Annotated in this window: 12 protein-coding genes; 11 read left to right on the forward strand and 1 reads right to left on the reverse strand. The window is 58.3% G+C overall.

What is annotated here, in order from left to right:
* The first annotated feature begins 4 nt into the window (after positions 1 to 4).
* The 9 genes from ftsE (at position 5) to DB51_RS03560 (ending at position 10,888) form a co-directional block, all read left to right on the forward strand.
* Positions 5 to 1,309 (forward strand): cell division ATP-binding protein FtsE, encoded by a 1,305-nt coding sequence (gene ftsE / locus DB51_RS03520; protein WP_051867239.1) that lies wholly within the window; start codon positions 5 to 7, stop codon positions 1,307 to 1,309.
* Positions 1,309 to 2,232 carry a permease-like cell division protein FtsX gene (gene ftsX / locus DB51_RS03525; protein ID WP_034251819.1) on the forward strand — a complete coding sequence of 308 codons (924 nt, stop codon included), beginning with the start codon at positions 1,309 to 1,311 and terminating at the stop codon, positions 2,230 to 2,232. The genes ftsE and ftsX overlap by 1 nt, the downstream gene beginning before the upstream one ends.
* A 109-nt stretch (positions 2,233 to 2,341) precedes the next feature.
* Positions 2,342 to 3,808, forward strand: a complete 1,467-nt coding sequence (locus tag DB51_RS03530) for a CHAP domain-containing protein (protein WP_034251822.1) — start codon at positions 2,342 to 2,344, stop codon at positions 3,806 to 3,808.
* Positions 3,809 to 4,225: 417 nt separating this feature from the next.
* Positions 4,226 to 4,708, forward strand: a complete 483-nt coding sequence (gene smpB / locus DB51_RS03535) for an SsrA-binding protein SmpB (RefSeq protein ID WP_034251825.1) — start codon at positions 4,226 to 4,228, stop codon at positions 4,706 to 4,708.
* 282 nt (positions 4,709 to 4,990) lie between these two features.
* The gene (locus DB51_RS03540; protein ID WP_034251829.1) at positions 4,991 to 5,932 is read left to right on the forward strand and encodes an ABC transporter substrate-binding protein; all 942 of its coding nucleotides are present in this window, start codon (positions 4,991 to 4,993) and stop codon (positions 5,930 to 5,932) included.
* 170 nt (positions 5,933 to 6,102) lie between these two features.
* The gene (locus tag DB51_RS03545) at positions 6,103 to 7,080 is read left to right on the forward strand and encodes an amino acid ABC transporter permease (protein WP_034251832.1); all 978 of its coding nucleotides are present in this window, start codon (positions 6,103 to 6,105) and stop codon (positions 7,078 to 7,080) included.
* Entirely contained in the window at positions 7,077 to 7,886 is an 810-nt protein-coding gene (locus DB51_RS03550) for an amino acid ABC transporter ATP-binding protein (RefSeq protein ID WP_051867240.1), read from the forward strand. Before DB51_RS03545 ends, DB51_RS03550 begins: the two co-directional genes overlap by 4 nt.
* 80 nt (positions 7,887 to 7,966) lie before the next feature.
* Complete coding sequence (gene glmS, locus DB51_RS03555; protein WP_034251835.1) at positions 7,967 to 9,856, forward strand: glutamine--fructose-6-phosphate transaminase (isomerizing); 1,890 nt, start codon at positions 7,967 to 7,969, stop codon at positions 9,854 to 9,856.
* A 207-nt stretch (positions 9,857 to 10,063) separates the two neighbouring features.
* On the forward strand, positions 10,064 to 10,888 hold the full coding sequence (locus DB51_RS03560; RefSeq protein ID WP_051867241.1) for a pseudouridine synthase: 825 nt from the start codon (positions 10,064 to 10,066) through the stop codon (positions 10,886 to 10,888).
* 100 nt (positions 10,889 to 10,988) lie between these two features.
* Here DB51_RS03560 and DB51_RS03565 read toward each other — a convergent pair whose 3' ends face one another.
* Positions 10,989 to 11,978 carry a LacI family DNA-binding transcriptional regulator gene (locus DB51_RS03565; protein WP_034251839.1) on the reverse strand — a complete coding sequence of 330 codons (990 nt, stop codon included), beginning with the start codon at positions 11,976 to 11,978 and terminating at the stop codon, positions 10,989 to 10,991.
* Positions 11,979 to 12,188: 210 nt separating this feature from the next.
* Here DB51_RS03565 and DB51_RS03570 point away from each other — a divergent pair, with 210 nt between their 5' ends.
* Together DB51_RS03570 and DB51_RS03575 are read left to right on the forward strand one after the other, a co-directional pair.
* The gene (locus tag DB51_RS03570; protein WP_034251841.1) at positions 12,189 to 13,115 is read left to right on the forward strand and encodes a carbohydrate ABC transporter permease; all 927 of its coding nucleotides are present in this window, start codon (positions 12,189 to 12,191) and stop codon (positions 13,113 to 13,115) included.
* A 56-nt stretch (positions 13,116 to 13,171) separates the two neighbouring features.
* Positions 13,172 to 14,143: a carbohydrate ABC transporter permease gene (locus tag DB51_RS03575; RefSeq protein WP_034253610.1), complete on the forward strand. Its 972-nt coding sequence runs from the start codon at positions 13,172 to 13,174 to the stop codon at positions 14,141 to 14,143.
* Positions 14,144 to 14,250: the final 107 nt, after the last annotated feature.

Raw genomic sequence — 14,250 nt, forward strand, 5'->3', positions numbered from 1 at the left:
CGACATGGCGCTTATCTCGTTGGAGCATGTGAGCAAGGTGTATCCGAAAGGTTCGCGGCCTGCGTTGAGTGATGTCAATCTTGACATCGAACGCGGCAATTTTGTGTTTCTCGTGGGTGCATCGGGTTCGGGCAAAACCACGCTGCTGAGCCTGCTGCTGCACGAGGAAGAGGCCACCGAGGGTGAAATCAGGGTCGCGGGCAATGACCTTCGACGACTGAGCAATCGTCAGGTGCCGATGTATCGTCGCAGCATCGGTTTCGTATTCCAGGATTACAAACTGCTCGCCAACAAGACCGTGTGGCAGAACGTGGCTTTTGCGCTTGAAGTGATCGGCACACGCCGCAGCACCATCAAATCCTTGGTGCCGCAGGTCCTGAAAACCGTTGGTCTGACGGGAAAAGAGAAGAATTTCCCTCATGAGCTTTCAGGCGGAGAGGCTCAGCGCGTCGCCATCGCCAGAGCCTATGTCAATCATCCCCAGATTCTGCTCGCCGATGAGCCTACGGGAAATCTCGATCCGACGACATCGCTGGGCATCATGGAGGTCCTCGAAGCGATTAACCGCACGGGGACCACGATTGTGATGGCCACGCATAACGAGGAGATCGTGAATTCCATGCGTAAGCGCGTCGTGGAATTGCACACGGGCAAGATCGTGCGTGACGAGGCCCGTGGCTCCTACGATTCCGCGAAGTTCTTCCCCGACGCCGACGTTGAGGCCAAGGCACAGCATGCCATACAGGGCGGGGCCATCGAAACCCATGCCGAAATCGCAGAGGAGATAGCGCCTACTCCCGAGGTCGCCGGGGCTCCGGCCGAACTCGACAATGACACTGAAAGCGGCACGGATGTGCGTAAGGCCGTCGACGGCAGCGAGCAGGGCGATGAGGGGATAGCACGCCTCGCGAATTCGGTGCATTCTGGACGCAAGGGCAGATATGGCGAGGCTTTTGCACCGGTCGAAACCACCTTGACATGGGGCAAGGGCATCCGCCTTGACACCCCCTCGGCGGATGCCGTCGAAGAGTCGACCGAAGAGAAGGCTTCGACTTCCGGGAGCGCATCTGACCAGGGGTCAACACAGCAGCAGACACCGGTGGAAAGCAAGGGCGCTGATTCAGGAAGCGATGATGCGTCTGCAAAGAACGCAACCGTGGATGGCGAAGAGGAAAGTCATGCCAAGGCGGTTCCGGCACCGCCCACACCTCCGAGTTCGCCGAAGGGTGAAGTTCGTGGCGTTCAGGCAGAGCCATCCGAGAATACCGAAGGGTCACAATCCCACGGTGAGGATCAGGGGGACAAGTGATGAGATTCCAATTCATACTTTCGGAAACATGGACGAGCCTGAAGCGCAACGGCCCCATGATTCTCTCCGTCACTCTCGTGACCTTCATCTCCTTCCTGTTCATCGGCGCCTCGGGATTGATGCAGGCCCAGATAACCAAAGCCAAGGGTGACTGGTACGACAAGGTCGAGGTCGTGGTGTGGCTGTGCCCGGACGGGTCCAGCCAATCCGCGACATGTGCGTCCGGCAAGGCGCCGACCCAATCGGAAATCGTCGCCATCGAGGACGTCATCCACACCGAACTGTCGGATGATGTTTCCAAGATCACCTACATGAGCCAAGAGGACTTCTACAAGAACATCTTCCTCAAGGAATATCCCAATGGCCTCTATGAGGGGCGTACCCTCACCGCAGCGGATATGCAGTCCTCATTGCGACTGAAACTGACCGACCCGACCAAATACCAAGTGATCTCCGAGGTGCTTTCGGGCAAGACGGGGGTGGAGGAGGTCGTCGACCAACGGCAGATATTCGATCCGGTGTTCAGCATTCTTAATCGTGCGACGGCGGTGACCGTGGTACTTGCGGCGGTGATGGTCCTGGTGGCCATCATGCTTACGGGTACGACCATACGAATGTCGGCCGCTTCGAGAAAGAACGAAACCGAGATCATGAGGCTGGTCGGAGCATCGAACTGGACCATCAGTCTGCCCTTCATTCTGGAAGGCGTCTTCGCCTCGCTGCTCGGGTCCGTGCTTTCCGTCGTCGCTTTGGGTGTGATTGTCAACACATTCGTCACGGACTGGCTGGCGAAGTCGATATCGTGGATGCCGTTCATCAACCAATCCACGGTATTGCTTATGGCACCGGCCTTGATTCTTGGTGCGATGCTGCTTTCCGGCATTGCCTCGGCCTTCTCGCTGCGCAGATATCTGAAGGCCTGACATGCGATCGACAGGCACCGACGGGGCTGAGCGAGGTCCAGTCGCATATTGGCGGATACAGACTGCTGCTGTACGATATATGTCTACATGTGACTTGAAAGGCTGATTCATGAAGCAGACAACACGTTTCAAAGCTGTCAGTGCGGGACTGCTATGCACAGCGATGACGCTTGCCGGCGGCATTGTGGCCAGCACCGCGGTGGTGCAGACCGCCCAGGCGGTCCCCAGTTATTCCGAATATCAGCAGAAGCTGGCATCCAGTGATGAGCTGAAATCGCAGCTCGCCGGTGTCAATTCGGCGTTGCAGGATAAAATTCTTCAACTCAACGACCTCGTCGAGAATCAGATTCCGGCCGCTCAGAAAGCTGCTGATGCCGCTGCTGATGCCGCTCAATCCGCAAAACAGCAGGCGGATGCCGCTGCTGAACGTCTGGACGCGGCGCAAAAGGACAAAAGCGATCTTGAAGGTAAGATTGCCGAAACCGGTGCGAACTACGATGACGCCAAGGCTGCCGTGGCGCAGTTGGCTCGCAGTAGCTTCCACGGTTCCGATGCATCCGATGTGATGGATGTGGTCACCAATACGAAGACCACTGGCGAGTTCGTCGACAAGATGCAGTCGAAAGCAGCAGTGACGCGCAGTGAAAGCGAAGCAGCGAACGATGCGGCTACAACCCTCAGCGATTCGATGAATCGCAAACAGAGGCTCGAGGCAATCGAAAAGCAGATTGCCGTGTTGAAGCAGCAGACCGCTGATCAGGCGGCCACCGCCCAACAGGCCGCGTCCGACGCCTCCGCCAAGCAGGCAAGCCTCAACTCCTTGCGAGAGGAGGGTAGCACCCAGCAGGCCGCGCTCGAATCTCAGCAGAGTCAGCTTTCTTCCGACTCCGCCAAGGAGGCCGCTCAGGCGGTGATGATGAAGGCTCAGATTGACGCGTACAACCTTCAGCTGCAGCAGCAGCGTCAGCAGGCTGCGGCCAATGCCGCTGCGGCGGCGGCTTCCGCACAGGGCCAGTACAAGAAGCCGTCGAGTTCCTCGTCTTCGAGTTCCTCGAATTCCGGTTCGAGCAGTGCCAATTCCGGTTCGAGCAGCTCGAATTCGGGTTCCGGCAACTCCGGCTCCGGCTCGAGCAATTCGGGCGGGTCCAACTCGGGCTCGGCCTCGGGTATGAACTACTCGGTACCGGGCAACTGTCCGGCGGGTGCGACCTATTGCTACGGTCATCGCACCGGTAACGTCGGCAATGCATACCCCTTCAGTCAGTGCACCTGGTGGGCGTATATCAGAAGACAGCAGCTCAATCTCCCTGTCGGCTCATATCTGGGCAACGGACAGGATTGGGCCAACTCCGCTCGGGCTTTGGGATATCTGGTGAATCACACTCCTCATGTGGGTGCTGCGATTTCCCTTCGTGGAGGCCAGCTTGGTGCCAACGCTCAGTACGGGCATGTGGCTATCGTCGAGCAGGTTAATGCCAATTCCATCATCATCTCCGAAACCGGTGCGAGCCTGCAAGGGACCATCGTGTCCCGCACAATCTACAATCCGGGGCTGTACTGGTACGTACACTACTGAGTTTTCTCTGCGTGAAGGCTACGGCACAGGCTCCGGAAGGTATTTCGGAGCCTGTGCCATAGGTGATGGCTGTCGGTGCAGGAATTTGTTGGCTCTTCTCATTTGGCGTGTAAGGCCTGAACACGATAACTGCACTACCGGAACAGCAACGTGGTGATAATTTCTCCGAAAAGCTGTCCTTGTAGTGCAGGTATCTGCGCACCTGCAAACGGGACTGAATCAGCGCAGGGTCATAGGCGATAAGCTCCCGGCTTGATGTCGGAGTATCCATCTGGGCATGATGCCCGGAAGCTTCGTGCCCGCGCTATCTGTGCTATCCTCGAGCCTTGCATATGAGGACCGTGTGTGAGCCGGTCGGCAGGGCGTGGGCCTTGCAGGAAAACGACTCGCACGTTTACCGCACGAAGGAGGTTTGCGATGGCTAAGGAGCAGGGGACCGTGACGATTGCCAATAATCGTCGGGCACGTCATGACTATGCCATCGAGGACCACCTTGAGGCGGGTATCGCTTTGACGGGTACCGAGGTGAAATCCTTGCGCGAAGGTCGAGCCTCGTTGGCGGAATCCTTCGTGAGCATCGACAGACGAGGTGAGATGTGGCTGGAGAATGCCAATATTCCTGAGTATCTCAATGGCACCTGGAATAATCATGCCCCCAAACGCAAGCGTAAACTCCTGCTGCACTCAGCTCAGATTGCGAAACTGTCAAGGCAGACGGAAGCCAAGGGGTACACAATCGTTCCGCTGAGCATGTATTTCAAGGACGGCCGCGTCAAAATCGAGATTGCTCTGGCACGCGGCAAACGCGAGTACGACAAGCGGCAATCCCTGCGCGAAGAACAGGATAAGCGTGAAGCGCAACGGGCAATGCGATACAAGAACATGAATCGCGGCGAATAGCTCCGGTCTACGTAGCAGTACATCAGGCCGGGCCCACTGTTCCACCCGAGGTGCAATATTGTCATACGCCGTATGGGCAGCCTTCAACAACTCAGAGTGCTTCGGTGCTTACGGTGGCCTGGCGCATCTCAACTGAATGACCGCATATTGGGCGAATCACACGATTGGTGACATGGGCGAATTACCTTGTCTCTTTACGACTTCGTGACATGGGCCTTTTACTCTCCCTGATAAGGGGCGTCCGATGTTGTGCATGAGGGAGCCATCAACGAGAGGGAAGAAATGACATACGGGAAATTGAAATGCGCCGTCACAGCTGTGCTCAGCGGCGCACTGATGCTGTCGATGGCCGCATGCGGCACAAGCGATGAATCCGGCGCTTCGTCGGCGGGAGTCTCGGGTTCCGCGGCGACACCGTCGGCTTATGACGTCAGCGGAATCTCCAAGGATGAGAGCATCGCCTCCCTGTTGCCGAGCTATATCGCACAGGATGGCAAGCTTACGGTGGGTATGGATACGTCTTATGCTCCTGCCGAATTCCTCGATGCCGATGGCAAGACCCCTATCGGGTATGACGTGGATCTGGTGAATGCCATATCGAAGGTTCTGGGGTTGACGCCAGACCCGCAGACGGCGACCTTCGATGCGATTATTCCTTCGATAGGCACCAAGTACGACATCGGCGTATCCAGTTTCACGGTCACCAAGGAGCGCAGCGAGGCCGTCGACTTCGTGACGTATTTCAAGGCGGGCATGACCTATGCCGTGCAGAAGGGTAATCCGCAGAAAGTCGACGTGAAGGACCTGTGCGGCATCAAACTGGGTGTGCAGACCGGCACCACGGAGGAAGAGGAAGCCACAACCGCGAGCAAAGCCTGCACGGACAGCGGCAAGAAGGCCATCGACATACAGTCATACAAGCAGCAGACCGATGTCACCACAGCGCTGGTGACAGGCAAGGTCGATGCCCTGTACGCCGACAGCCCGGTGACCGGCTACGCCATTGAGCAGACAGGCGACAAACTGCAGACGCTCGGGGAGGACCAGGGCGTGGCGCCTCAGGCCATCGCCATCAAGAAGGGTGACACTCAGACCGATGAAGCCATCCAGAAGGCTTTGCAGAAGCTGATAGACGACGGCACCTACGGCAAGATTCTCAAGTCGTGGGGATCCCAGGCCGGAGCCATCGACAAGGCCGAGATCAATCCGACGGTGAGTGAGTAACATCGTTCGTATATGTGTGTTCTCCCGGTTGTGTACGGGTGCCGCACGTGCCGTGGCTCGGATGGATGCCCGGCCCGCTCTGCTTGGAGTGTTCGCGGGCATCCATCGAGTATTGACGTGAGCAGTTGATTCGATGCCGGAAATCGGGGTGTCGGGTTTGAAGGAGGGGTATGCCGAAGAGGGACAGCGACGAGGGATTGGATATACCGAATAGGATATCCGCACGGCGTGTGAGAAAACCCGGACCGTATGTTGCGGCGGTGATCGTGATCGTCATCGCGCTGATGCTGATTCACGGCATGGTGACGAATCCGAATTTCGATTGGCCCACCGTCTGGATGTATCTGTTCAACGAGAACGTTCTTTCGGGAATCGGATGGACCCTGCAGTTGACGGTCTACGCGATGCTCCTTGCCACGGTGCTCGCGGTTATTCTGGCCATGATGCGCAAATCGGCCAATGCGGTGCTTCGTGCGGTCAGCTGGTTCTTCATATGGTTCTTCCGAGGTACTCCCGTGTATACGCAGCTGGTCTTCTGGGGTCTGTTCTCCGTGCTGGTCCCCAAGATTGCGCTGGGTGTGCCTTTTGGCCCGGAATTCTGGAGTTTCGACACTAAAACCCTCATTTCCGCCGGCACTGCGGCTGTGCTCGGACTGGGACTCAACGAGGCCGCCTATCTGTCGGAAATCGTCAGGGCCGGCATCGAGGCTGTGGATACGGGGCAATCGGAGGCGGCTGCCGCTTTGGGGATGCGTCGTTCACTGATTATGCGCCGTATCATCCTTCCACAGGCCATGCGCATCATCGTGCCTCCCACGGGCAACGAGACCATCGGCATGCTGAAAACGACGTCCTTGGTGTTGGCGGTGCCGTTCACCTTGGAATTGCAGTTTGCCACGAATGCCATCGCCAATCGCATCTACAAGCCGATTCCGCTGCTGCTGGTGGCCTGCATCTGGTATCTGGTCATCACCACTGTGCTGATGTTCGCGCAATCCAGACTCGAACATCATTTCGGCAAGGGCTTCGATGCCAGAGCTATGGGCAGCAAGGGGCAGCAGCCGCCGTTGCCGGGCAAAACCGACGGTGAACCCAAGGATGCGGTAGACAAGGTGAATCAGGCGACGATGGTGGGGTTGAACGCATGAGCATGCAAGACAACAGCACGCAGGAAGCGACGAAGGCCGCCAGTACGGTGGCCGCAATCGAAATTAACGAGGTTCATAAGGCATTCGGCAACCTGCACGTGCTTAAAGGCGTGAGTCTCAAGGTGCTGCCGGGAACGGTGACCGCTATTCTCGGTCCTTCGGGTTCGGGTAAATCCACATTGCTGCGCATGATCAACCAGCTGGAGACCCGAAGCGGAGGCGAGATTTTCGTCGAAGGCGAACTGGTGGGATACAAGCATCTGAAGGACGGTGGTCTGCGGATGCTCGATGACCGTGAGATTGCGCGCCAACGTGCGAACATCGGGATGGTGTTCCAACGTTTCAATCTGTTCCCGCACAAAACCGCCGTGGAGAATGTCATGGAAGCGCCGGTCCATGTGGCCGGAATCTCCAAGAGGGAGGCTCGTCAGCAGGCTCTTGACGAACTTGAGCGCGTGGGCTTGGCGGACCGAGCCAACTACTATCCCGCCCAGCTGTCGGGCGGACAGCAGCAGCGTGTGGCCATTGCGCGGGCATTGGCCATGCATCCGAAAATCATGCTTTTCGACGAGCCGACATCGGCATTGGACCCTGAGCTGGTCGGAGAGGTGCTTTCGGTGATGCGGCAGGTGGCACACGAAGGCATCACCATGGTCGTGGTCACGCATGAGATGGGCTTCGCCCGTGAGGTTGCGGATCAGGTGGTGTTCATGGATGGCGGGGTCGTCGTCGAAAGCGGTACCTCCGACATCATCGACCATCCGAAGACCGAGCGCTTCTCGAGCTTCCTGAAATCCGTCCTGTGACGGTGGGTGCGTGTAGAGGTTCGGATAAGAAGACGGTATTGAGCCGACGATTGTCTGCGATGACCATACACTAGAAGACTATGTGCGGAATCGTTGGATATGCTGGGTCGGGTTGTGCTTGCGGTAAGCCTTTGGAAGTGTGTATGCAAGGGCTTCAACGCTTGGAATACAGGGGTTATGACTCTGCCGGCGTGGCCTTGGTCGCTCCGGGTATGGATGAGGTTGCCTGGCGGAAGAAATCCGGTCGGCTCAATAATCTCGAAGAGGATCTGGAGCGCCATCCGATGCCTGAGGCCACGGCCGGTATCGGTCACACCCGTTGGGCGACGAACGGCGCACCCACGGATGTGAACGCCCACCCACATATGAGCAGCGATGGTCATATTGCTCTGATTCACAACGGCATCATCGAGAATGCACCGCAGCTCAAGTTCAATCTTCAGGCCGAAGGCTACACCTTCGCATCGGCCACGGATACCGAGGTCGCGGCGAAGCTGCTCGGCAAGGTCGCCAATGAGGTCATAGTCCAGGAGGGGCATCCCGACCTGTTCAAGGCGATGCGACGTGTGGCGAGGATGCTGACCGGTGCCTTCACGCTGCTGGCCGTCGACTCGAGACAGCCGGACATCGTGGTCGGAGCCCGTCACGACTCACCGCTGGTGGTTGGTTTGGGTGATGGCGAGAACTTCCTCGGTTCGGATGTGGCCGCTTTCGTCGCCTATACCAAGGAGGCGCTGGAGCTCGGACAGGACGAGGCCGTGTGCATCAGCGCCAACAGCGTGGAAGTCACCGATTTCGAAGGTAACGAGGTCTCCGAGCCCAAGCGTTTCACCGTTGACTGGGATGCATCCGCCACTGAAAAAGGCGGTTGGGATTCCTACATGGACAAGGAGATTCATGAGGAGCCGGCTGCGGTTGCCGACACGCTTCTTGGACGTTTCAGCGTTGACGGAGACCTGAACCTCGATGAGGTACGCATCGACGAGGATGTGTTCCGGTCAATCGACAAGATTGTCGTCATTGCCTGCGGTTCCGCATCCTATGCGGGTCTTGTCGCCAAATACGCCATCGAGCATTGGGTGCGTATTCCCGTGGAAATCGAGCTTGCTCACGAGTTCCGCTACAGGGATCCCATTCTGACGCCCAGAACGCTGGTGGTCGCCATCTCCCAATCCGGCGAAACGATGGATACCCTGATGGCGTTGCGCCACGCGCGTGAACAGGGTTCGCGGGTGCTGGCCATCTGCAATACCCAGGGTTCCACGATTCCCCGTGAATCCGATGCAGTGCTGTACACCCATGCAGGGCCGGAGATTGCGGTCGCCTCGACGAAGGCGTTTGTGGCCCAGATCGTGGCATCGTACCTTCTTGGGCTGTACCTGGCCCAGGTGAAGGGGACGATGTATCACGATGAGATTCGTCATATCGTGGACAATCTCCGATCCATGCCCGAGAAGATTCAGTGGGTCTTGGACAATCAGGCAGAAACGATTGCGCAGACGGCCGAACGGATGTTGGATGCCCATTCCTTCCTCTTCCTCGGCCGGCATGTGGGCTATCCCGTGGCGATGGAAGGGGCACTCAAGCTCAAGGAAATCGCCTACACCTTCTCGGAGGGCTTCGCGGCGGGGGAGTTGAAACACGGCCCCATCGCGCTGGTCGACGAAGGAGAGCCGGTTGTGGTGATAGTACCGAGCCCCCGTGGCCGTGACGTGCTGCACAACAAGGTGATCTCTTCCATCGAGGAAGTGAAGGCGCGCGGCGCATTCACCATCGCTGTTGCCGAGGTGGGCGATCCCGATGTCGAGCATTATGCGGACGTGATTTTCTGGCGGCCCGAATGCTCAACATTGCTCAGTCCGCTGACCGATGTGGTGCCTCTGCAGCTCTTCGCCATGGATATGGCGAAGCTCAAGCATTACGACATCGACAAGCCTCGCAATCTGGCCAAGTCGGTGACAGTCGAGTAAAAGCCGTTGAGTAGATACCGTTGAGATGATAACTGCATCACCAGGACAGCAATGTGCTGAGATTTATCGGGGAAAGCTGTCCTGGTGATGCAGTTATCGTATGAGGTGGCCTCTCGCACGACAGAATGTGAGGAGCCGCTTTCAGAGGCTTGGAGTTGTCGTTTGAATGACTGTGTTCAACCTTCTAGGGCCGGTCACCACCGTTGGGTGACCGATGAGCCGGACATTCCGTTCGACTTGAGGATTATCTACGAGGATGAACGCATCATCGTCGTGGACAAACCTCATTTTCTTCCCACCACGCCCCGCGGCATGTGGTTTCGTTCCACGGCGCTGATGCGTCTTCGTGAGCGGTACGACGAGCCGGACATCATTCCGGCGCACAGACTCGACCGCTCAACCGCCGGTGTGGTCGTGTTCGTCAGGGACCCGGCCGCTCGCGGCGCCTATCAGATGCTGTTTCAGCGCCACGAGACGCAAAAAACCTATGAATGCATCGCACCTGCCTCGGTGCTGCGCAGGCCTCGATACGGAGTGGTTCGTCCCCTTGACCCGCCTGCGGTGTTTCCGCTGCTGCGTGTGTCCCGCATCGTCAAGGACAGAGGCACCATCCAGGCCTACGAACGCACCGGGGTGGCGAACAGTCGTACGCGAATCGACATTGCCAGTAGTCAGGATGCGGTGCTGTTCTCGAATGCCCGTCATTCGCGTGCTTACATGGCGAGGGGGAGTCGAGGGTGTCGGGATGCGCCGCTGCTGAGGGTATACAAGCTGCATCCGGCAAGCGGCAAGACCCATCAGCTGCGTGTGCATATGAATGCTCTCGGCCTACCGATTCTCGGCGACGACATCTATCCTCGTCTGAACATGAGACCGGTCGGTGATTTCTCACAACCCTTGCAGCTGGTGGCGAGAAGCCTGTCCTTCGTGGACCCGTACAGCGGCGAACTCCACCGTTTCACATCGGCAATCCCCCTCGTGGTTCCTCAGTCGGATGCGCAATATGCCGAGTCGTCCAGCGGGCCTCGCTGATTCGCCAAGCTCGGGGACTCAGCGGCATGACGGGTGCAGGCGTGACCGCCGACACGAGGGATGGCCGCTTCGGTACTACTTCGCGTACCGAAGCGGTGCTCTATACGGTGAGATCCCGTACGGAGGAGCGTTCGATCAACTCGGCGGGTATGACGGTTTTGACGCCGACGGCAGGCGAATCACCCTCGCACGCCCGCAGCACCATGGAAAAGGCGTTCTCTGCGATTTGCGAGAAATGCATGCGCATGGTCGTCAGAGACAAGCGGGGGACGGTGCCGTGCAGGGAATCGTCGACACCCATGACGCTGATGTCGTCCGGGACGCGTTTTCCGGTGCTTTCTATGCCTTGTATCGCTCCGTAGGCCATCTGGTCGTTTGCGGCGAAAACGGCCGTGCACTGAGGGTCGGCGGCGAACAGTCGTCCGGCATCGTAGCCGCTGTCGGCGTTCCAGTCGCCTATGTAGGGTTCTGGAATCCTCAGGCCCTGCTGAAGCAAGGTGTCCTTCCATCCGCGCTCACGGCTCACCGCAGCCTGCGAGTGTTGGGGTCCGGCAATGTGGTACACTGTGCGATGCCCCTTGCTGAGCAGATATTCGCTTGCAGATGCGGCGCACCCGTACTGGTCGTCGTCGATGGTCGGGCAGTGGTTGGAGGGTCCTTCGGTAACCATGATTACCGGCAGGTCTTTCGGAGGTGTGAAATCAGCGAAATCCGCCACCCGTTGTTCCAAGACCACGATCATGCCGTCTACCGGAAATTGTTTCATCTGCTCGACCGCGTGGCGCAGAGGGTGTTCGTCCGTGGTCTGCATCGTCAGCACGGTCGTCGCATAGCCCTTGGCTGCGGCACAGGTGCTGATGCCCTCCAGAATGCGCATGTTGCCATAGGTGTTCATGTTGAACATGGCGACGCCGATATCCTTGAAGCGACCGTGTTTGAGGGCGCGTCCCGCGAAATTCGGACGGTATCCCAGCTTCTGCATCACCGCTTGCACGCGTTCGCGCGTCTCCGGCCTGACCGCCTCGCTGCCGTTGGACACTCGGGATACGGTTTGCGGAGATACGCCCGCCTCCCGGGCGACGTCCTGCATGGATGCCCATCGGGCTCGTTTGCTTGCCATGCCTCCTGTATACCCTACTTCGCTAGTTTTTGTGCGACATTGTGCGAGGACGAGTAGTGGAAAGCGGGAATCCAGTGTACGATGTGAATGGTTGCGTAAACATTTGCGCATGAATCAGTGATACGCCCGCAGAAGTCATAGTCGACGAATTGTGGGTTCGCTCGAAGGAGAGTGGTGGTTATGGTTGCGCCGAGTGTGCCGGTGATAAGGGGTTCGGAGCCTCCGGGTTCGGTTCGTGGTGGTCGTCGTGATTGGCGTGGCTGGAAGTTCATGCTGCCTTTCGCGGTGGTGTTTGCTTTCGTGTTCATCGTGCCGATCGTGTATGCGGTGTGGATATCCTTCTTCCAGAAGAAGATGATCGGTGGGACGGTGTTCGTGGGCTTCGCGAATTACGGGCGTCTGTTTGCCGACGCCCAGTTCTGGGACAGCGTGCGTAGAGTCGCGCTGTTCACGGTGGTGCAGGTGCCGATCATGCTGTTTCTGGCCGCCGCCATGGCCTTGGCGTTGGACAGCATGAAGCTCCATGGTTCGAAGTTCTTCAGGATCTCCACCTTCCTGCCGTACGCGGTGCCGGCAGTGGTGTCGACGCTGATATGGGGGTTCGTGTATGGAGCCAAGTACGGTCTGGTGGGGTCGCTCAACGATGTTCTGGGTACGAATCTGAATGTGTTGGCGCCCTCGGTGCTTCTGGCGGCCATCGGCAATATCGTGACGTGGGAGTTCACGGGGTACAACATGCTGATTTTCTATTCAAGCCTTTCGACGATTCCGCATTCCCTGTATGAGGCGGCGGCGATAGACGGGGCGAGTGAGTGGCAGATCGTCCGTCGTATCAAGTTGCCGGAGCTCAGGGGTTCGCTGGCGATTACGGTCATCTTCAGCATCATCGGAAGCTTCCAGCTCTTCAACGAGCCCAGCATTCTGCAGAACATGGTGCCGGGCAACGCGGTGACAACGTATTACACCCCGAATATGTATGCATACAATCTGAGTTTCTCGGGCAATCAGTCGAATTACGCCGCCGCATTGGCAATCGTCATGGCGGTGATCACGATGGCCATCGCGTATGCAGTGCAGCTGCGCAGCATGAAGGAGCAGATGAAGTGAGCTTGAGAACACATGATGTGGCCCCGGTGGCATCCGATGTGTCCGGTGGTGCGGGAATGGACAGGGGCGCGCATGAAGGCCCGGTGGCGAGGCCCGTGACTGAGCGGGATCGCGCGAAACGCACTGCGCGTGATGAGCGTGAGGAGCGGCGCAGGGCAGGGCGTTCCGGATTCTCGAATCCGGCCAATCCCCGGCGTTCGACCCTGATGACATTGGTATGCGCCCTGTTCGCCGTGTACTGCCTGTTCCCCTTCGTGTACCTGCTGGTGAACGCCACCAAGACCCAGGCGGATTTCACCTCGACCTTCGGTCTGGGCTTCGGCGGGTCCTTCGCGTTGTGGGACAACCTGACGATGGTGTTCACCTATCAGGACGGCATCTTCGGGCGCTGGTTGCTGAACACCCTGTTGTACGTCGCGGTGGGTGCCGGCGGTGCCACGCTGCTGGCCATCATGGGTGGCTATGCGTTGGCGAAGTTCCGCTTCCCCGGCAGAAAAGCGGTCTTCGTGGTGGTGATCGGCGCTATCAGCGTGCCCGGAATCGCGTTGGCAGTACCGCAGTTCCTGCTCTTTGCGAAGTTGGGATTGACCAACACCCCCTGGGCGATGATCATTCCCAGTCTCATCAGTCCTTTCGGCCTGTATCTGATGTGGATCTTCAGCGAACAGGCGGTTCCGGTGGAGCTTCTGGAGGCCGCTCGTGTGGACGGGGCCGGGGAATGGCGGACCTTCTGGAAGGTAAGCCTGCCCCTGCTGGCGCCCGGCATCGTGACGACCGCGTTGTTCACGATCGTCGCGACATGGAACAACTACTTCCTGCCGCTGATCATGCTGAAGGACGCGGATTGGTATCCTCTGACGATCGGCTTGAACCAATGGAAGGATCAGGCCAGCACAGCCGGCGGCCAGGCCATCCAGAACCTCGTCATCACCGGCAGCCTGGTGACCATCATTCCTTTGGTCATCGCCTTCCTGCTTCTGCAGCGCTATTGGCAATCAGGGCTCGCAGCAGGCGCGGTCAAGGAATGACACCGCACCGCACCGGTGATGCCTTACACCGCACGAAGGGGTGCGCCGCAGTTCCCGTTTCGGTGTGAACGCACCCTTCGTGGTGCGGGCAAGTCGGAACATCGCAA

The sequence above is a fragment of the Bifidobacterium crudilactis genome, assembly GCF_000738005.1.
GTDB lineage: Bacteria > Actinomycetota > Actinomycetes > Actinomycetales > Bifidobacteriaceae > Bombiscardovia > Bombiscardovia crudilactis.